Annotated in this window: 19 protein-coding genes and 1 pseudogene; 6 read left to right on the top strand and 14 right to left on the bottom strand. The window is 57.3% G+C overall.

Annotation, left to right across the window (positions count from 1 at the left end; translation table 11 throughout):
* The first annotated feature begins 68 nt into the window (after window positions 1–68).
* From ACR0AC_RS18310 to ACR0AC_RS18300, 3 genes and pseudogenes are all read left to right on the top strand, one after another.
* Window positions 69–371 (top strand): SH3 domain-containing protein, encoded by a 303-nt coding sequence (locus tag ACR0AC_RS18310; protein ID WP_152460662.1) that lies wholly within the window; start codon window positions 69–71, stop codon window positions 369–371.
* Between the two features lie 155 nt (window positions 372–526).
* A pseudogene (locus ACR0AC_RS18305) lies at window positions 527–667 on the top strand (DUF6429 family protein); the annotation flags it as partial.
* A 115-nt stretch (window positions 668–782) separates the two neighbouring features.
* A complete protein-coding gene (locus tag ACR0AC_RS18300) occupies window positions 783–2,189 on the top strand; it encodes a DUF7986 domain-containing protein (RefSeq protein WP_174819503.1) in 1,407 nt (468 codons plus the stop codon).
* A gap of 482 nt (window positions 2,190–2,671) precedes the next feature.
* Here the strand turns inward: ACR0AC_RS18300 and ACR0AC_RS18295 are convergent, their stop codons facing one another.
* The gene (locus tag ACR0AC_RS18295; protein WP_170417797.1) at window positions 2,672–2,971 is read right to left on the bottom strand and encodes an MBL fold metallo-hydrolase; all 300 of its coding nucleotides are present in this window, start codon (window positions 2,969–2,971) and stop codon (window positions 2,672–2,674) included.
* Between the two features lie 84 nt (window positions 2,972–3,055).
* On the opposite strand from ACR0AC_RS18295, the gene ACR0AC_RS18290 reads away from it, so the two are divergent.
* Window positions 3,056–3,967, top strand: coding sequence for a homocysteine S-methyltransferase family protein (locus ACR0AC_RS18290; protein ID WP_170417800.1), 912 nt, complete (start codon window positions 3,056–3,058; stop codon window positions 3,965–3,967).
* A gap of 464 nt (window positions 3,968–4,431) precedes the next feature.
* Here ACR0AC_RS18290 and ACR0AC_RS18285 read toward each other — a convergent pair whose 3' ends face one another.
* Genes ACR0AC_RS18285 through ACR0AC_RS18250 form a run of 8 tightly spaced genes read right to left on the bottom strand, consistent with a single transcriptional unit; the run spans window position 4,432 to window position 11,812 of the window.
* On the bottom strand, window positions 4,432–5,259 hold the full coding sequence (locus tag ACR0AC_RS18285; RefSeq protein WP_170417803.1) for a citryl-CoA lyase: 828 nt from the start codon (window positions 5,257–5,259) through the stop codon (window positions 4,432–4,434).
* Window positions 5,256–6,452: a CaiB/BaiF CoA transferase family protein gene (locus ACR0AC_RS18280; protein ID WP_170417806.1), complete on the bottom strand. Its 1,197-nt coding sequence runs from the start codon at window positions 6,450–6,452 to the stop codon at window positions 5,256–5,258. Before ACR0AC_RS18280 ends, ACR0AC_RS18285 begins: the two co-directional genes overlap by 4 nt.
* Window positions 6,452–7,897: an aldehyde dehydrogenase family protein gene (locus ACR0AC_RS18275; RefSeq protein ID WP_170417809.1), complete on the bottom strand. Its 1,446-nt coding sequence runs from the start codon at window positions 7,895–7,897 to the stop codon at window positions 6,452–6,454. The genes ACR0AC_RS18280 and ACR0AC_RS18275 overlap by 1 nt, the downstream gene beginning before the upstream one ends.
* Window positions 7,894–8,589, bottom strand: coding sequence for a hypothetical protein (locus ACR0AC_RS18270; protein ID WP_170417812.1), 696 nt, complete (start codon window positions 8,587–8,589; stop codon window positions 7,894–7,896). The genes ACR0AC_RS18275 and ACR0AC_RS18270 overlap by 4 nt, the downstream gene beginning before the upstream one ends.
* Window positions 8,586–9,596 (bottom strand): agmatinase family protein, encoded by a 1,011-nt coding sequence (locus ACR0AC_RS18265; protein ID WP_170417815.1) that lies wholly within the window; start codon window positions 9,594–9,596, stop codon window positions 8,586–8,588. Before ACR0AC_RS18265 ends, ACR0AC_RS18270 begins: the two co-directional genes overlap by 4 nt.
* Window positions 9,593–10,438, bottom strand: coding sequence for an arginase family protein (locus ACR0AC_RS18260; RefSeq protein ID WP_480875317.1), 846 nt, complete (start codon window positions 10,436–10,438; stop codon window positions 9,593–9,595). Before ACR0AC_RS18260 ends, ACR0AC_RS18265 begins: the two co-directional genes overlap by 4 nt.
* A 29-nt stretch (window positions 10,439–10,467) precedes the next feature.
* Window positions 10,468–11,142, bottom strand: a complete 675-nt coding sequence (locus ACR0AC_RS18255; RefSeq protein WP_170417821.1) for a hypothetical protein — start codon at window positions 11,140–11,142, stop codon at window positions 10,468–10,470.
* Complete coding sequence (locus tag ACR0AC_RS18250; protein WP_170474326.1) at window positions 11,135–11,812, bottom strand: arginase family protein; 678 nt, start codon at window positions 11,810–11,812, stop codon at window positions 11,135–11,137. Before ACR0AC_RS18250 ends, ACR0AC_RS18255 begins: the two co-directional genes overlap by 8 nt.
* A gap of 178 nt (window positions 11,813–11,990) precedes the next feature.
* Between ACR0AC_RS18250 and ACR0AC_RS18245 the strand changes: the two genes are divergently transcribed.
* Window positions 11,991–12,698, top strand: coding sequence for an IclR family transcriptional regulator (locus tag ACR0AC_RS18245; protein ID WP_170417827.1), 708 nt, complete (start codon window positions 11,991–11,993; stop codon window positions 12,696–12,698).
* Window positions 12,699–12,706: 8 nt separating this feature from the next.
* Here the strand turns inward: ACR0AC_RS18245 and ACR0AC_RS18240 are convergent, their stop codons facing one another.
* Genes ACR0AC_RS18240 through ACR0AC_RS18225 form a run of 4 tightly spaced genes read right to left on the bottom strand, consistent with a single transcriptional unit; the run spans window position 12,707 to window position 16,627 of the window.
* Window positions 12,707–13,510 carry an ABC transporter permease gene (locus ACR0AC_RS18240; protein ID WP_170417829.1) on the bottom strand — a complete coding sequence of 268 codons (804 nt, stop codon included), beginning with the start codon at window positions 13,508–13,510 and terminating at the stop codon, window positions 12,707–12,709.
* A gap of 10 nt (window positions 13,511–13,520) precedes the next feature.
* Complete coding sequence (locus ACR0AC_RS18235) at window positions 13,521–14,423, bottom strand: ABC transporter permease (protein ID WP_170417832.1); 903 nt, start codon at window positions 14,421–14,423, stop codon at window positions 13,521–13,523.
* Window positions 14,420–15,508, bottom strand: coding sequence for an ABC transporter ATP-binding protein (locus ACR0AC_RS18230; RefSeq protein WP_170417835.1), 1,089 nt, complete (start codon window positions 15,506–15,508; stop codon window positions 14,420–14,422). Before ACR0AC_RS18230 ends, ACR0AC_RS18235 begins: the two co-directional genes overlap by 4 nt.
* A 60-nt stretch (window positions 15,509–15,568) precedes the next feature.
* Complete coding sequence (locus ACR0AC_RS18225; RefSeq protein ID WP_170417838.1) at window positions 15,569–16,627, bottom strand: ABC transporter substrate-binding protein; 1,059 nt, start codon at window positions 16,625–16,627, stop codon at window positions 15,569–15,571.
* 520 nt (window positions 16,628–17,147) lie between these two features.
* Between ACR0AC_RS18225 and ACR0AC_RS18220 the strand changes: the two genes are divergently transcribed.
* A complete protein-coding gene (locus ACR0AC_RS18220) occupies window positions 17,148–17,780 on the top strand; it encodes a tyrosine-type recombinase/integrase (protein ID WP_093037018.1) in 633 nt (210 codons plus the stop codon).
* A gap of 122 nt (window positions 17,781–17,902) precedes the next feature.
* Here ACR0AC_RS18220 and ACR0AC_RS18215 read toward each other — a convergent pair.
* Window positions 17,903–18,698: peptidoglycan-binding domain-containing protein (locus tag ACR0AC_RS18215; protein ID WP_480875314.1), on the bottom strand; the 796-nt coding region annotated here is incomplete at its 5' end.

Here is an 18,698-nt window from a genome sequence, read left to right as displayed (position 1 = left end):
TTGGAGTTGTTCCTCTTGGTGACCCGAGTTGCTACGATTGTCGTTGAGGCAATAAGCAGGACATCGCGATGCGCAATGCAATCTTTTTACCCCTAATGGCTTTGTTCCTGGGGGTCGTCATGGACGTTAAACCGGCGGCGGCCGCGTCACTCGGAACATATGAGGTTTTTGGCGTCGAAGACGGTGACATGCTAAAAATGCGCAGTGGGCCTGGAACAGGGTTCAATGTGATCGTTGGTCTTCCAAATGGAACCGCACTACGAGTTCACGGCTGTGAGCAGACCGGTGGCACCCGTTGGTGCCGCGTCTCTTTGGAGCGCGCGCGCAAGCTTAAGGGATACGTCTCTTGGGCATATTTGCGGAAAATCTAATACGACAGCGATCAGCACCACCATCTTTTAGCAATCATAGAATACCGGCGGAAACGCCCTGACGAATCCACTAGTTGGGCTCACACCCGTCGTCGAAGCGGCTCGCAACATCCCCGAATTCGCTGGGTTCAGGACGGCCCTAAGGCTTTGACTGGGGAGCGCTTGATCGCCTGCACCGTAACGGATTGATCCTGGACCCGGTTGGAAAGGCAAAATCGGTGGTACTGACCGATGAAGGCCTGCGCCGCTCCGAAAAGCTTTTCACAGAGCTTTTTGGGCGGGAGCCAAAGACATAGCATTCGCCATGACAAGTCCCTCCATGTAACGCAGGTCTGCATACGCGTGTGGGCTGGCTGGCGGTTGCAATCTGCGCTAAATCGCCCCTGTCCGGCAAACAGGGAGAAGCTGAAGATGACAACGGGGAACGATCTTGGTGGGCTCATCGGGTTTATCACCCGTGACGAGATTTGGCATGAGCGGCTCGCTGATGTGTTGGACGAGCATTTTCTGCCAGCGCTCGAGGCCTTCGATCTTGAGTTCGAGGATCTGGGCGACTTGCTGGGCGAGGATTGGCCGATGGTCCTGTGGGGTGGTGGCCTGGAAGATTTGCTGGGCAGGACATTCGGAGCGGACGCCGAAAACGCTGCGGATGCTTATCTGAAAGGGAGCGGTTCCAAGGAGAGTGCGCAGACCCGCGCCTATATCAAAGGATTGCGGGACGCGTCGGTCAGCCTTTATGAGGTGAGCGAGGTAGACCCCGGCAGATCCATGGTCTTGCGCAACATGCTTTCGGACGCAGAGCCGGTTACCGTCCGGGAACACAGCGCGACGCAGATGCTGCAGCGATGGGATCGCATCGCAGCTCGGGTTGTCGCACAGGGGGATTATAACGTGATCTCGGGGGCGCTGCTCCCATTCGACCCCGACACCGTCGCGTTTTTTGAAGACGGGCTCCGCTCCGTGTTGAAATTGAACCCCGACGTTGAACTGAGGCTGACACAGGATCAGCTACACCGTTCCGCACCCCTCTTCACCAATGCCTGGCTCTTCGCACATCTGCCGAACCTACTGGATCCGGAACCACCACAAATCAGCAACAGCGATGGCGACAACCTGCTCTTTCACGACATGCGCTTCCCCCTCGCCAGCAAAGTGACGCAAAGCCAGGTATCTGAAAAGCTAACACAGTCCGCAGAACTCGTGATCTCAGGCCAGAAGGATTGGACCTGGCTTGACCTCGACACCCCGTCCGGCACCAAGCACGGCACCGGCCTCGTGTTGGACAAATCAATGTCAGGGGCCTCCGTGCTTGGGTCCCTAGATCTGAAAGGTCGGACACTCACACTTTCTGTGAGCTCTACAGCGCGCGCTGAACGCGGCGAAGCCCTGGTCCGGGACCTCCTGGGCGACCTGGTGAAATCTCCGCTGACATCAATCCAGACCGCCGAACAGATGATGGCGGATGACAGCACGAGTAACGGAGTGGCAGAAGAAGAGGACATCCCCCGTGCCCTTGCCCGTCAGATGGCCCACGAATATCTCGAACAGCATTACCGCGATACGCTTGACCAGCCGATTCCTGCCCTGGATGGCAAGACCCCGCGCCAGGCCGTTCGCAGCACGGCGGGCAGGAAGAAAGTCATAGACTGGCTGAAGACAATCGAAAACCGCAGCGCGCGCCAGACCGGCTCTCCGGTGGCTGAGTATGATTTCGGCTGGATGTGGGACGAGCTTGGTCTGTCAGACTACCGAAATTGGACCAGCGATGGTTCTTGCAAAAACCGTTCCAAAGCTTCGCCTCCTGAACCCATCGACTAACCCATGTTTTCCCGGCTGCGTCTTGCAGAGATGTGGCAAGGGTTATGCTGTCGCTGCGCGTCCAGATGGTTTGCCTCGTGACAGCTGGGGCACAACAAAATTTCAGTCTCCGTGGACACACCGGTTTCATAATCGAAACAGTACTCTTGTCCACATATTTCCAGCACCTCTCCACTCTTGGCCAGTTCCGAACTTGTCACCTCGCAGTGATCACAAATTCCGTCCAAGAGAGCTGATTGGAGTTCAGAAAGAACCACTGTTTTCTGAAAATTGCACACTCTGTCACTCATAACTGCTTCAGGCTTTCACAAAATGGTGAAGAGAGAAAGCTTGTGAAACAAGAATTCAAGGGAATGTGACATAGCCCAATGGGTTCGAGATTTAGTTTCGCCGATCATTGCCTGTAAGCTGCGCGGCGCGTCGAACTTTCACGTCAGCCGCCATCCCACAACAGACCCGCGCACATCAAAATACAACCTGGGCTAGTCCTCCCAGCGAAACGCGTCGTTGTCCGCCTTCACCCGACCAATAGACGGCAAAGCGAAGTGGTTTCCCAGCACAATACATCCCGTTTCCGAGGCGCTTTCCAACAGTTTCCGACGGGATGTCACGGCCATCTCAGCATCGGAATCAAACATAAAATGCCACTCGGGATGCCAGCACTGGGCGGTTGTATGGATTGCATCACCTGTAATCAGAGCGCGCCGGTCGCCACTGGTGATTTCGACCGAGACATGACCTGGTGTTTGGCCTGGCGTGGGGATCAGAGTGACGGAATACACCCTGTCGCAGTCCTAAGGTTCACAGGAGGCCCGAGACAAAGTAGGTTTCTTGTGCAGAGGTAACGGCAATAGGCGTGGATCAGAATGGCGCGACAGCTCCCACTCGAAGGTAACAAGCCCTTTCTGGTTTACGCCGGCACTGGCACCGACCTGATTTTCAATCATGGAATTGAGCTTCCCGGTTTCGCGTCGTTTCCATTGCTGGAAGAACCTGGCACCAGGGTGATACTGGCCGGTCAAATGCAGGCTCTTGTCGATCTGGCCCGTGAAATGAATGTCGGATGCATCCTTGATGCGCCCACATGGATGGCGAACGCCGACCGGGCAGCGCCCTTGGGGTACGATGCAGAGCGGCTCGCCGAAGTAAACAAAGATGCGGTCAGTCTAATGGAAGACGTGCGCCAAGCTGCCGCTCGCGATGATGTACTGGTGTCGGCCTGCATCGGCCCGCGCCATGATCCTTACGCCGACATCCCGCCGGTACCCGTCGAAGATGCACGTCAATACCACGCCGCTCAAATGCACAGCCTGAAAGACACAAGCCTCGATCTGGTCACCGCTTATACATTCAACCGCCCAAGCGAGGCAGCGGGATGCATCCTCGCCGCCCGGGACGCTGAACTGCCGATCATCATGTCTCTGGTTGTTGAGACAGACGGGTGCCTGGCAGACGGGACCAAACTTGTGGACGGAATTGACCAGATCGACGCAGCAACCGACTCGGCGGCGCTGTTTTTTATGGTCAACTGCGCTCACCCTACCCATTTCGCCGGAGCGCTTGGCAACCACCCCCGGCTGAGAGGCCTTGTGGCGAACGCTTCGAGTTGCTCGCATGCGGAACTTGACGAAGCAGATGAGCTGGACGAAGGCGATCCAGCTGAACTTGGTAAACAGATTGCCGCGATTGCGAGGCAGAATCCGTCGATCCAAGTATTTGGAGGATGCTGCGGTACCGACATGCGCCATCTGAAATCGATGATCAGCGAACTAGCATAGCCAACTTGGTTCAATCTGAGCGATAACGCTGAGATCTAAGGTGATCCCGTAATTTCTTTCCACAACTTGTTAGGAGATCGGCCCATTCCTGCCGTTGACCGAGGGCGCGCATCGCTGCGGTGCGGCCCACCAGACCGGACTTTAGCTGCGACTGCGAAATCCAGCGATCGACAAACTCACGCATCGCGGACCAAGTGTGAATTCGCCGCGCTTGTCGCGATGGCAGCTCGGTGCGCTTCGCTGACGTCAGAACAAGCGTGAAAATGTATCGATTCTCGCCTGGATTGAAATACCTTCAAAGACAACACCAAAGAAGTGAATCTTTGTTCAGACTAACATGTTGGGTCTGCTTCTAGGGGGGGATGCCCAATGACCGAGACCGGCAAAACAGTCCACACGCCAGTGGCGCTTCAATGCCAAGTTCGGTGTGAATTTAGGCGTTCGCACCATCAATGGTCATCGGGTTAGCGCTCCGATTTGACACCAATATATTCCGGCAGATAACGCGGCGGCATTGGCCCCTTGTTCCGCCCGCCCTGTTGAATCTGTTCCCAGCCATGAGACAAGACGCCAACCGAGCGGGAAAGACAGAACAATCCCCGGGAAAGCGGTGCCGGGAACCCCAATTCGCAAAAGATAACAGCCGTGGCCCCATCGATATTCATCGCGATATCGGCACCGCGCTTACGTCCGATTTCCGTCTGTATAGCTTCACCGATATCGGCAAATCGCCCTTCTACAGTGCCTGACATCGCGGCCTCGCGTACCAACGCCATCAATCGCGGTGCGCGGGGATCGACGGGCTTGTGGAAACGGTGGCCAAAACCCGAGACGATCTTGCCATTTTCCTCACACCAGGCGGCGATACCGTCGCGGACGGCAACTTCCTGTTCAGCGCCGTCATCCATCCGTTTGGCGACGTCGAAATAAAGCTCGGCGCATTGTTCACCGGCGCCGCCATGCACGTCACCCAACATGTTGACCCCGGTGGCCATGACGTTGTTGAGCCCCAGCCCACAGGTCGCGGCCATACGCGCTGCGGCTATCGATGGCGCCTGCGGACCATGATCCACGCCCGCCACCAGCGCGCATTCAAAAAGCGCCGCCTGTTCTGGCGTGGGCAAATTGCCGCGCACCATGAGCCAGATCATCTGAGCAAAGCTGACGTTTCCGATCAGGTCCTGGATCGGGTGGCCGCGAAAGGCGATCCGCCCCGGAGCCATGTCGATAATTTCGGTGCGCCACCAGTGGCAAATGGCATCGGCGTCATTGCGTCCTGCGGGGTCCGTCATATCGCGCCATCCTTTGCCAGTTTTTCAATGTCTTCCGGTGAAAGACCTAACTCGCTCCAGATTTGAGAGTTGTGCTGCCCCAATGTGGGCGGTGGTGCATCGACGGTGGGCGCGCTGCCGTCCAATTTGATCCCGGTCGTGGCAACCTGAATGTCGCGTCCGACGCCGGGGACGTTTTCAAACTGGTCGAGGAAACCGCGGTCTGCAACCTGCGGCATTTCCAATACTTCCGGCACTGTCAAAACCGCTCCTGATGGCACACCAATGCTATTGAGTTCCTTGGCCCAGTCGCGCGGTGACCGGGTCTTCAACACGGTCTCCAGCTCAGTTTTCAGAGCCAGCCTATTGCGTTTGCGATCCTCGCGCGTGGCATATTCAGGCCGCTCGCGCAGCGCGGCCAATCCCAGGTGGTCCGTCAGTAGCTCCCATTGCTGGTCTTTGTTTGCGGCAATGTTGATCAACCCGCCCTTCGCTTCAAACGCACCGGAAGGCGCCGAAGTGGGGTTTTCATTGCCATTGGCAGTCGGATTGACGCCGGCGATCAGATAGTTCGACACCACCCAGCCCATTGTCGCCAGCACCGATTCCAGCATCGACACATCAATAAAGGTGCCGCGCGGATTGGCGTTCAGAGCAGATGAAATCGCAAAGGCTGCGGTGATGCCCCCCACAGTGTCTGCCACCGGATATCCAACGCGCAGCGGCGCGCTGTCGCTATCCCCGGTGATCGACATCACACCCGAGGTTCCCTGTATGATCTGGTCATAAGCCGGGCGGCGTATCCACGGGCCCTCTTGGCCAAAGCCGGAGATAGCACAATAGATGAGGGTCGGATTGGCCTCTTTCAGGGTCTGGTAGCCCACGCCGAGGCGCGTCATGACGCCGGGCCGGAAGTTTTCAACCACGACATCTGCAGTTTCGACCAGTTTCAGAAAAATCTCTCGACCCCGTGGGTTCTTGAGGTTGACCGTGACCGATTTCTTGCCCGCGTTCTGGGCGAGAAAGGACACGCCCATGTTGACTTTGTTCAGCTCTGGGTCGGCCCCCAGTTGGCGGGCGAGATCGCCCCGACCGACGGCTTCGACCTTGATAACCTCGCCGCCCAGATGCGCCAGATGATGACAACAGAACGGACCGGCAAGGACATTGGTCAGATCAAGAACACGAATGCCCTTCAAAGGTGTCTGCGACATTATCCGCGCCCCGCGTGTACAACCTTGGCCGCCGTGAAAAACTCGCGGCAATAGCTGCCTTTTTCCGGTGCACCATAAGAGGATCCCTTTCGGCCCGTAAAGGGTGCGTGGAAATCCATGCCGGCGGTGGGCAGATTGACTTGTATCATGCCTGCTTCGGCGTTCTGCGAGAAGTGATCGATTTTGGCGGGATCCCGCGTGACAATTCCTGCGGACAATCCAAATTCGCAGTCGTTGGACGTGGCCAGGGCGGCGTCGTAATCCGGCACGCGTAACACGGCGGCGATGGGCCCAAAGATTTCGTCTCGTGCCACGGCTGCGTCGGGTGACACATCCGTAAACAACGCAGGCGCAAAGTAATGGCCGGTTGTTTTGGATTTGACCTCGCCACCACCTGCGGCAAGCGTTGCACCGTCATCCACAGCCTGAGACACGTATCGTTTGTCGATGGCGAGCTGCGCTTCACTGGCGACCGGACCAATCTGGGTTTCCGGAGCGCGCGCATCACCGATCCGAAGGTCTTTCATTGCCGCGCAAAGACGGTCAACAAATGCGTCGTGAATGCCCTCGGTCACAATCAGGCGGGAAGACGCTGTGCAGCGTTGTCCGGTTGAGAAAAAGCTGCCCTGAACGGCGCAGTGCACCGCCAGATCCAGATCGGCGTCATCCAGCACGATCAAGGGGTTCTTCCCCCCCATCTCCAGCTGCATTTTCGCTCCTCGCGCAAACAGCGCCGCCCCCATATGGCGACCGACGGGTGTGGAACCGGTGAATGTGACCCCGGACACCTTGGGGTGCGTAACGATTGCCTCCCCAACCTCACGGCCTTTTCCCATCACAAGGTTGAACACCCCCTCAGGCACGCCCGCACGGGCAATAATATCGGACAACATCCATGCCGATCCGGGCACCAGTTCGGCAGGTTTGAACACAACCGTATTGCCATAGGCCAGAGCGGGTGCGATTTTCCATGCGGGGATCGCCAGTGGGAAATTCCAGGGCGTGATTACGCCCACAACGCCGATTGGCTCGCGTACAACATTTAGCGACACACCTTCGCGCAGAGATTGGTAGGTGTCGCCGGTCGCACGATACGCCTCAGCCGCGAAATATTTGAACAAATGCCCGGCGCGATGCGCTTCGGCCTTGGCTTCGGGCAAGGTTTTGCCCTCTTCGCGGGCCAGCATATCGCCCAGCTCGTCTACACGGGCGAGGATTTCCGACCCGATCCGGTCGAGCGCTTCGAACCGGACCAGAGGCGATGTCTTGCGCCAATTCGGCAGGGCCGCGGCCGCGGCCTCGATTGCGTCAACCGTTTGATCGGCGCTTGCCCGGGCATACTCGCCGATCGTGTCGTTCAGGTCGGACGGGTTGACATTGGGGGCCGCGTCGCTGCTAGCAACCCATGATCCGGCGATAAAGTTGGCAAAGGGGTTTGCAGTCATAGCGCTTCCTCAAGAACTGGTCGCCACCCGATATCTTCATGCCGGTGGTCCACAGTATTCACGTAAAAATAGGTCGGGCCATGATAGCCCCTGCACACCCGCCCATCGGCCCGTCTGGCAACCGGTTCGGCGGTCCAGCTGACCGCGCCGAACCAGTTCCACAAACGGTTATGAGGCGAGGTCAGATGATCCGGGCAAAGCGGTGCTGTACTATTGGCCGGGTCCGGTTGCGGAGCGTTCAACGCCCCGCTGCCCCCCACCAGCGCATCCCATTCATTGGGGCGCGTCGCCCCCTGAAAAGGGTCACTACAGGGCGTATCCCCCCCCGTAAGCAACCGGCAGCGAAACAGGCGTCCATCAATCGACAGCTCTGTGCCATGGACATACCCCGCATCATCCAGATCCTGCCAGCTGACGCGGCTCATAAGCATCCGGTCGGCGACCATCAATCTTCTTCCACCGTCCTCAAATAGATGCCAGTTCAGGCGCAGGTTCGGGTCTTTGGGACTGTCGGTGAGCGCCCAGTTGTCCCAATTCGGGTCGCGTTCAAATTCCGGTAGGTTCCCGGGTTGCAGGCCCTCGTAAGGGCAAAGCGCTGACAGGTCTGTGATCCAGGGCCGTGTCGCGGGCGCAAGTGTTTTTCCTGCATGGGAAAACCCACCCAGCTGCTCTGTTCCTTTGTAGTCCATCATTGCTCTGTCACCGCCCCGGTCACAGGTTGTGTGCGGAAGCGACGCAGGATCCGGAACAACATTTCTGCAGCCAGAAATTCGGTACGCTCCGACGGATCAAGAGGAGGGGACACCTCAACAATATCCAGTCCACCCAACGGGGCCTCGGCCAGCCCATCCAGCAGATCGTAATACTGACGCGGTGTAATACCGCTATGAACGATTGAGCCGGTGCCGGGGAGGTAGCCAGCGTCCATCGCATCGATGTCGATTGACAGATACAGTTCGTCACATCCCTTCATGGCATGCTCCAACGCCTGACGAATTGCCTCTGCCGTCCCCAATTTATGTACGTCGCCAGCCGAAAACACCCGACCGCCCTGCTCTTCGATCAAGGCGAGTTCACCGCTGTCGACCCAACCGGTGATCCCGACCCAAACCATATTGGACACGTCGACATTGGGCAGTTCGGAAATCCGACGGGCATTGGTTGCGTGGTTATGGCTGCCCCACGCGCCAAGCCGGTCAGAGAAATCCAGATGACCGTCGATCTGGATATACCCAAAACGTGCATTTGGTGCGCGTTTGGCCAACCCACGGGAATAGCCAAGGCAGGCCGGGAAGCTATTATAGTGATCACCGCCCAGTGCCAGAGGGATCGCCCCTCCAACGCTCAGCGCCTCGGTCATTGCGGCAATGGCCTCGGTGGTTGCGTCTACATCCTCAGGGGTGATCACTGCATCCCCGCAATCCACGAGCCAGTCGCTGGCCGTTGCGCTTCTTTGGCCCGTATCTGGATCAAAACTGACCCCCTGCGGTCGCATGGATTGCAATACCGTCGTTGCCTTACGCAGCGCCTCGGGACCAAACCTGGTTCCGAGCCGGCTTGAATGTGTCCAATCGCTGGGCATACCCACCACACCGATTTGGCCCGGACGGACGTCGGCGGCATCGAGCAGAGGCCCATCAAACAGCCGATACCCCGGTTGTGCCAGAGGCGGGAGAAATGTCGTTATCGCTGCAGTCATGTCAGTACTTTTTCCTTGGAAGTTTGGCGGCGCGGAAAATCAATCCCAAAGCCGAGGCGCGCATAGATAAACGCCAGAAGAGCCGTGACCATCAGGCGTTGGCCAACCTTCACGACACCCATTCCGGGACGGTTCGGATTCAGACCGGTCAACATAATGGCGCTGACCTCGTGCCGTCCCAAAAGCTCAAGCCATTGCACCACCGTCGCAAGATCGCAGCCCCCCAAACGGGGCCGATCACAAAGCGCACTGAGCGATGTTTCAAACACCGAGAGATCAAACCGAACAAACAACGGCTTTGATGGATCCCGCCACTCTGAAAACGCGGCACGCTGCGCGGCAGTATCTCTATTTACCGGCGTGGTCGTTCCGTTCGGCAAGGGCGCAATATGAAAATCGCGCGCATCGGCTGGTGTACCGCCAAGCTGCACTGTCTGACAATGAGGGAGCGCGCTCCGCGCCGTCTCGGACATGCGATCTGATCCGCCCAAAAAGATTGCACAGGCGCCATTGTCGCTGATCTGACGCATGGCCGCCTTCAAGGCCGCGTGGATCGCATCTTCGGACCCCGGTGCAATATCTCCGAGATCACAAAGCCGCTCGTGCAGGCCATCGGTACTGATATCCTGACGCGCATCGATATCTACGGGGTGACTGAATTGTGGATTTGCGTGCCAACCGAAATAGACCGAGGTTTCGCGTAATGCACGCGGCGCCAGAGATTGCCCTGCATGAGGTGCGTTTGTATCTTCAAACGGGATGCCCAGTACGGCCAGATCTCCAGACCGGACGTCGCCGATTGCTTTGGTCTGAGAGCGCATGAACGACAGATGCCCTGCCATGCGCGGCAACGGGGCCGAACGTAGAGGCATCAGCCTGCTCCTTTCTCAAGACGAGCTGTGACCGCTTGCAGGATCGCCAGTGCAGCGCGGGTTTCAGCCTTGCCACGGTTGTCCAGTTCCGGGGCAAGCCCAAAAACCGCAGCCGCGATGGTATCGCCCGGGGTGGCGTCAATTTGCGCGATCATTTGTGCTGGTGACATTCCCGTCAGGCGATGCGGGTGCGATACCCATTTGCCCGCAAGCTCTTGTAAATCCACAGACAGGATGACCGGTTGGGTGCGGGGCAAATGGCTCACTGCGCCGCCATTGACCCCAATGATGGGAACATCCGCACCTGTGACCTGTCTTGCGGCGACGTCAAGCGCTTCCAAACCGCTGGAATCGCCGCCTACCAACACCATGCGGGCACCGGTTTCAAGAACCGATTCACATTGCGAGGCAACTGCGAGAAAATGCTTGTCAGGTTCTAGCGGAAAGACGTTCACGTCCCCAAGGTCAATTGCATTCGCGGGTGTTACTGTGGGGCAGGACGCATACCGAAGCTGGCGCGCGAGATAGCGTTGCCCTGCCGATGGCCGGGCGAGATTGTCACAAAAATAGCCTGCAATCGCGACCTGACCGGGCACGAGATCTTCCAGATCGCCAATGGATGCGCCCAGAAAACTGGGGATCGCGTCAAACTGTATTTGCGCCGCTTCACTCATTGTGCAACGCCGCGTTCAGGGTTTCGATCGCCGCCAGTTCCGACATTCCCCTGGTGTCGCGCGCAGGCGCAAGGCCGGTGATCACAATCGCCTGCCATTTACAGGACATGGCACCAATGACGGAAACCAGCGTTTCAGGTTTCATCCCGCCGGGATTTAGGCCGACGCTGCCAGCTGCATGCCCCAGATCAATGACCGATATGTCGATCCACAAGACAGCGCGCTCGGGCGTGTCAGAATAGTCGCCGTGCCCTTCATCCAACTGCCGCGCGGTGCGCCAATCCATCTTGCGCTGGCTGATCAGATCCCAGACACCAGCAGGTTGATCGCCGTTCAATCCCACCCAGATCGTGTTGGCTGTTCGCGTCGCGATATCACGCCGGGCCAACGGCATGGCCGCGACAACTGGCAGATCAGGCAAGGCCCCCAGCACACCCGAGGCGACATCAGACGCGCCACCCAAGACAACGGGTACAACACCGTGATCCACCATTTGCGTCACAAGTTGTTCCAACGCGGCAGGCCAATCCCCTGACAGGTCCAGATTGCCAAGATCCCGACCATCTACAGGCAGTCCGATCCCAAGTTGGGCAGTCATTTTGCGCAGCGCATCGGGTGCCAGAGAGGTGCCGGATCGGGGCCCGGTGTTAACTTCGCTCGGAACGCCCATAACCCCAACACAATCAGCCTTACATTGCGAATGAATGCCAAAAGGAAGGTCCGCATAACCAGCTGTTATCATTTGTTTCCGCGCGCTATTCATTGCCAGACGCCTTCGTTATTTGCGATTTCCAATTGCGCTCAAACCGGCTATAAAAAGCGACGGATTTGCGTCGAAAGGTCTGCCTATGCCCGACAAGCCCCGATCCCCTGACGCCAATGGTGGTGTCGAAGCGGTAGAGCGCGCATTGCGTGTGCTGGACATCTTTGAGCCGGGCGATGCAGGCCTCTCTTTGAAGGAGGTTGCGGACCGCAGCGGGGTCAACAAGGCGACAATTCTGCGTCTGAGCGTGTCGCTTGAAAAGTTTGGTCATATTACGCGAGACGCCGAGGGTCTGTTTCACCTCGGGCCGTCTTTGTGGCGTCTTGGATCCGTGTTTCGCCAAAACCTGCGGATGGGGCCAATTGTGCGACCGGTGCTTGCGAATTTGGTGAATGCGACCGGCGAAAGTGCGTCGTTTTATGTGCAACGCGGCAACTCTGGCGTGTGCCTCTACCGGGTCAATTCGCCAAGGCTTGCGCGGGATCACGTTCAGGAGGGCGAGATCATTCCGCTGAGCATGGGCTCTTCGGGTCAGGTGCTGGATGCTTATTCCATCCGGCAGGGAAAACAGGCGGCCAGCATCCGAAAGGCCGGGTATTATCTCAGCCTTGGTGAACGCGATCCTGACGTCGCCGGACTGTCGGTTCCTGTTCTTGGGTTCGAAGATGAATTGCTGGGCGCGATCAGCTTGTCCGGCCTGCGCGTCCGCTTCAATGACACAGCCGTCGAAAAGTATCGCGCGGCGGTCCTTGATGCCGCCCGCCAGATTCGGGTGGAGTTTGGCGAAAAATAAGACCCGCATCATTGTGCCTTGTCTTTCCGACGCCCGATCATCTGCACACCGATAAGCGCCGTGATGGACACGACAATCAGACAGGTCGAGATCGCCGCGATTGTCGGATCAAGCTGATCACGCAGTGAATTGAACATGCGCCGGGTGATTGTGGCGTTTTCCCCGCCCGAGACCAGCATCGAGATCACAACCTCGTCCAGCGACGTGATAAATGCCAGAAAAGCCCCTGTCTGGATCGAGAATTTCACCTGCGGTACGGTGATTGTCCACAATGCGTATGCACGGGACGCCCCTAAGCTGCGCGCTGCAAGCTCCTGATCGAAATCATAATTCTGCAATCCCGACATCACCGTCACGATCACGAATGGCAGCGCCAGCGCAGTATGGGCGATCACGATCCCGGTCAGTGTGTAATTGAGCCCCAGCTTGGCATAGAGGCTGAACACTCCAACAGCGATCAGGATCACTGGCACGACAATCGGCATGATCACAAGGATTTGAGCCGCGCTCCTGATACGAGGCGCAGAGCAATGCAGACCATAGGCACAAAGTGAGCCCAGGGGCGTCGCGATTGCCGTGGTCAGCGCCGCCGCGATCAGCGAGGTCTTTGTTGCGCTCATCCATTCCGGCGACGTGACATAGGCCACGTACCAGCGAAACGAGAGCGATGTCGGCGGGAATTCCAGATAGGATGCCCCCGAAAACGACATCGGGATAACGATCAGCGTGGGCAGGATGAGAAAGAACAGCACAGCAATGCCGACCACTGTCAGCCACAGGCCGTCGATTTTACGTTGTCCGACTTGTTCCATTTTCAGATCCTCAGCGCATAAACAGTTTGTCGAGCCCGAAGACACGGTTCATCAGCCAGATCATCGCCAGCGCCAGCAACAGCAGGACCACGCCCAGGGCTGATGCGGCCCCCCAGTTCGAATAGACTGTGATGGTGCTTTCGATACGCTGCGCCAGCATCTGAACCCGGCCACCGCCCAGCAAAGCCGGTGTGACAAAGAACCCAAGCGACAGGATGAAAACCAGCACGATGCCGGCAAAAAGGCCCGGCAGGGACATTGGGAAAAATACCCGCCAAAAGGCCCCGCGCGGGCTGGAACCAAGGCCCACGGCGGCTCGGACCAGGTCGCCGTCAATATTGCGCATAGTGGCGTAGAGCGGCAGAACCAAAAAAGGCAGCATGATATGCACCATGCCAATGATGGAGCCGGTCAGATTGTGCGCCAGTTGCAGCGGTTCTTCGATAATGCCAAGTGACATCAGCGACGAATTGATGATCCCATTGCGCTGCAAAAGCACCAGCCACGCATAGGTCCGCACCAGAACCGAGGTCCAGAAGGGGACCAGCACAAACACCATCAGAATGGCCGCTGTTTTGTTCGGCATCTTTGTCAGCCAGTAGCACAGCGGGTAGCCGAGAAGGACGCAAATCACCGTCACGGCAATGCTGATCTGAAACGTGACGACAAAGGTTCGCCGATAGAGAGCACTACTAAAGATGCGCGTGTAATTTTCCGTGCTCAGTTCGCCTGCCGCATTGAAAAACGACAGCGAAGACAGCCAGAAAATCGGCAGGAAGACGACGATCAAGATCGTCAAAACCGCAGGCATCGAAAGCCCAAGAAACGTCAGTTTTTCGCGGCGTTCTTCGGATTTGAGCGTGCTGGCATTCTGAAGAGTCCCAGCACCTTCATACGTCTCGGCGATACTCATGCCACATGTTCCGGTACGATGATCGTATCTTCGGGATGCAGGGCAAGGCCGATTTGCTCTCCCTTCGACGGCAACCCGGTTTGGCCCGCGCGATTGGCAGGCACACGCACATTGATCTGACCAGCGCTGTCGTGCTGAACGATCACTAGAACGCTGTCGCCCTGATAAATGATGTCATGCACTTGGCCGGACAGGTCATTGGCGGCGTCTGGCACCGCGCCTGCTGTGACTTCCAGCAACTCGGGCCGGATGATCAGACGATGGCCTCCGCTGCCCAGCGCAATAGGCGTATTGGATTTCAGAACGCGCTCGCCAAGCTGCGCCGTGTCATTCGCTACACTAACCGGCAGGGAAATGGATTCCCCGATAAAATCCGCCACAAAGAAACTATGCGGCTGGCGATAGAGCCGCTCAGGCGTCGCGATCTGTTCGATCCGCCCATGATTGACCACTGCAATCCGGTCCGACATCGTCAGGGCTTCGCGCTGGTCATGGGTCACGTAAACGACAGTTGCATCCAGCTTTTCATGCAGCGCCTTCAATTCGATTTGCATATGTTCGCGCAACTTCTTGTCGAGCGCTGACAACGGCTCATCCATCAGAATGATCTGCGGCTCAAAAACCATGGCGCGGGCAAGGGCCACGCGCTGTCTTTGTCCCCCGGATAATTGCGTGATGCGCCGGTCGCCATAACCGCCCAGCTGCACGGTCTCCAGCGCGCGCTCGGCGCGGGCCTTCTGATCGCTTTTGGACACCCCGCGAATTTTCAACGGATAAGCCACGTTTTCTGCGACCGTCATGAACGGAAACAACGCATAGCTTTGGAACACCATGCCAAGGCCGCGCTTGTGGGGCGGCGTTGCAATCATTTCCTGTTCGCCAAACCGGATCGACCCGCCATCAGGACGCACAAATCCGGCCAGCGCCATCAAAAGCGTCGTCTTGCCGGAGCCTGATGGCCCCAGCAATGTCAGGAACTCGCCCGCGGCGATGTTCAAAGACACGTCATTCAGCGCTTTGACCGATCCGTAGGCCTTGCACAGGTTGGATATATCGATGGGAAGGGAGTGGGCTGCAGGTGACATGGGGGCTCCTAACCTGACAAAAATGGGCGCAGCACAAGATGTGCCGCGCCCAGATATTTTTTACTGTTGGATCAGCGTGTCAAACTCTTCGGTCAACTCGCCCAGCTGGCCGATGTAAAAGTTCGGATCGACCAGAAGCTGCTTGCCATAGTTGTCGGGATGTGTGTTGACCTTCACTGCCATCTCATCCGAGATTATCCCGGTGCCGAAGGCACCCGAATTCACCGGACCCAACGGCATGGTCACCGCCAGCCTCGCCTGTGCTTCGGCGCTCAGCAATTCGTTGATAAGGCGCATCGCGTTGTCTTTATTCGGAGCCCCCTTGGGAACCAACAAGCAGTCCACGTCCATCGTGCCGCCATCAAAGGCATAGGCCACATCAATGCCCGACGCGATCACGCTTTCTACGCGGTTATGGCCCATATGGATCACGTCCACTTCGCCGTCACGCAGCAACTGCGCCGATTGCGACCCGCCGCGATACCAAACGGTAACTTCGGGGGCAATCTCACCCAGCTTGTCCCATGCGCGCGCCTTGCCCTCATTCGTGGCCAACGTGTCATAGATCTCGGCCATCGGCACACCATCCGCCATGAGCGCGGCTTCGAGGTTATAGTTCACCTTGCCGTGCATACCGCGCTTGCCGGGGAAGTTTTCCAGATCCCAGAACTCTGCCCAATTGGACGGGCCATTGTCGCCAAATGCATCCTTGCGATAGGCAATCACCTTGGTGAAGTTGATGAAGCCGATGTAATTGTCATGGATCAGCTCTTTCGGAATGCCTGTGGTGTCAACAATCGAATAGTCGATCGGCTCAAGGCTGCCTTCCCGGCTCAGGGTTTCACACGAAGGCAAATCCTGTTCTGTAACGTCCCATGCAACGGCACCCGCCGTGATCTGCGCGCGCACGTCCTGAATGCCGTTTGTCGTATCTTCCTTGACAGTGATATTCAGCGCACCAGCGGCAGGTTCCAGCATGGCTGAGCGCAAGGCATCCTGAAACGAGCCTCCCCAGGACGCAAACACGACCTCTCCCTCGGCAAAGGCAGGCGAAGCAATGGCCAGGCCACCTGCCACTAGCGCCGTGGTGAGCTTCAGTTTTTGGTTATCTTTCATCATGTCAGGCTCCTCCCGAACTGTTGGTTGGTTTGTGGCTTCGCGACATGCGCGGCTCCACATAATCATTCGCAATCGTTTCATCTAGCAAAACGTCATTTCAGTTTTACTAGAGCTGATGTTGGAATTGGTCAAGGATTCTTTTGCCCCGTAGGATTCACACTCCCGTTTCCTGAGCATCAGAGCCTGGAAAATCTCGCAATTCGCGCATTGGTGCAGCATTCATCTGGGTTCGATCTTGCACATATGGCGTCTGAAGCGATCTTCGTCTGACCCGAAGTTAACTGCCACCGATTGAAGCATTTGGTGGAACGTGCGGACCGCAAACTCTCACTCGCTTTGCGTTGATCCGCGAATTTGAGTGGCAGCTTCTTGACAGTATGCGCCAATTGATCCTGACGACAGAATTGGTCAATTTGGGCTCAGCCCCGACCTCGGATGCGACGCAGCATCCCGTGATATGGAGGCATCGTCAACGTCAGGTTGTCGTTGTGGGAGGGCATGGCGGATCGGAGGATCAGTCATGGAAACACCAAACTTACCGGCCATTCGTGCGCTTCGCCCGGCTTGGAACAAAGGGCGCATCGTTGGGCAAAAACGGCCACTGAAACCAAAACACGTCTGGGCAATCCGTGTTCGACTTGAACTCGCCGAGAACCATCGGGACCTGGCGCTGTTCAATATGGCAATCGACAGCAAACTGCGTGGCTGCGATCTCGTGAAGATGAAAGTCGTCGACGTGATGGCGTCCGGCCAGATCAAGGAACGAGCTTCGGTGTTGCAAAGCAAAACGCAGAAGCCGGTTCGTTTTGAAATCTCCGAAGGCACACGCGCCTCGGTTGAAAAGTGGATGGAAGATGAGCTCATGGTCGGCTCGGAGTACCTATGGCCGGGTCGTTTCCATGAACGCTTGCACATCTCGACACGCCAGTACGCCCGGATCGTCCGGGATTGGGTCACGTCGATCGGTCTGGAGGCCAGTGCATACGGAACGCATTCGATGCGGAGGACAAAAGTCACACAGATCTACAAGAAGACCGGCAACCTGCGGGCGGTCCAGCTGCTACTTGGGCACACCAAGATGGACAGCACCGTCCGGTATCTCGGTGTTGAGCTGGAAGATGCGCTTGCGATCGCAGAGGCCATTGAAATCTAACAACTTGGGCCGTCTTCGCGGACGGCCCAAACAAGACCTTGGCGAAATCTGCGGCGAACAGCGACGAGGAGCCCAGAGCGACGGTCTTCTTGCGGAGCAGGCAAGGACATCGCTTTAAAGTTTCAACTGACACGGCGTATTAGAAAATTCAGAAAAAACTGCCCGTCAATCCTGCGCGGCTCGTAGACAAGCCTTCTTCCTGGCGAAAGTCCTTCGGGCAGTTTGACGCTTATATTGACCTTATAGGGTGTCGCCTGCCCGAAATGCGAACTCAATGTGAAGCGCAATTTCAACTGACCGGAGTCATCGAATTTGCCAGTGAAGTCCCTAAACCAAGGCCCTTCGGCCGCAAAGCCTTGGGCAGATAGCAAGGTCAGCTTGTCTCCATTGCGATTGATGCGCAAGGCTGCAAGTGGCTCGATTTTTCCGGGGAAATAGGCCTTGTCGGGCCGACTGGTTGTTTGCCAATAATCATCGTCCCATCTGCGTCTGATTAAGACAATGTAGTCACCATCAAAAGTCGCGAAAGACGGCGCGACCAACTGATTACAGACTCTTCCTTGCTCTCCTCGAAGTGCGGCAAGAGTTTCACTGGTCTCGAGGCTCTCAGGCGTCAGTCCAAGATTCTCTCTAGCGCTGATATACCGAGAGAAAGCAGATCTCGTGCGTGGGCCCGCAACACCGTCCGCTGTGCCAGCGCTGCAGCCAACGCGATTTAGCTCAGTTTGTATATCACGGATCAGGCTGCGCGTCTCTGTATCATCCTTCGCGCTTTGAGGCGATGTCGGCACAAGAGCTGCTACTTTGTCTCGCGCAGTACTACTGTTGCCCGGCACTTCGTCCTTCTGGTGCTCAGCAAGCAAGTCGTCCCGCAACGAAAGGGCGAGCGCGACTGCAAAATGATCCCTTTCGCCTTCG

This window comes from Ruegeria sp. H7 (assembly GCF_056532945.1).
The sequence above is the reverse complement of the archived record's forward strand: the minus strand, read 5'-3'. Positions and strand labels throughout refer to the sequence as shown.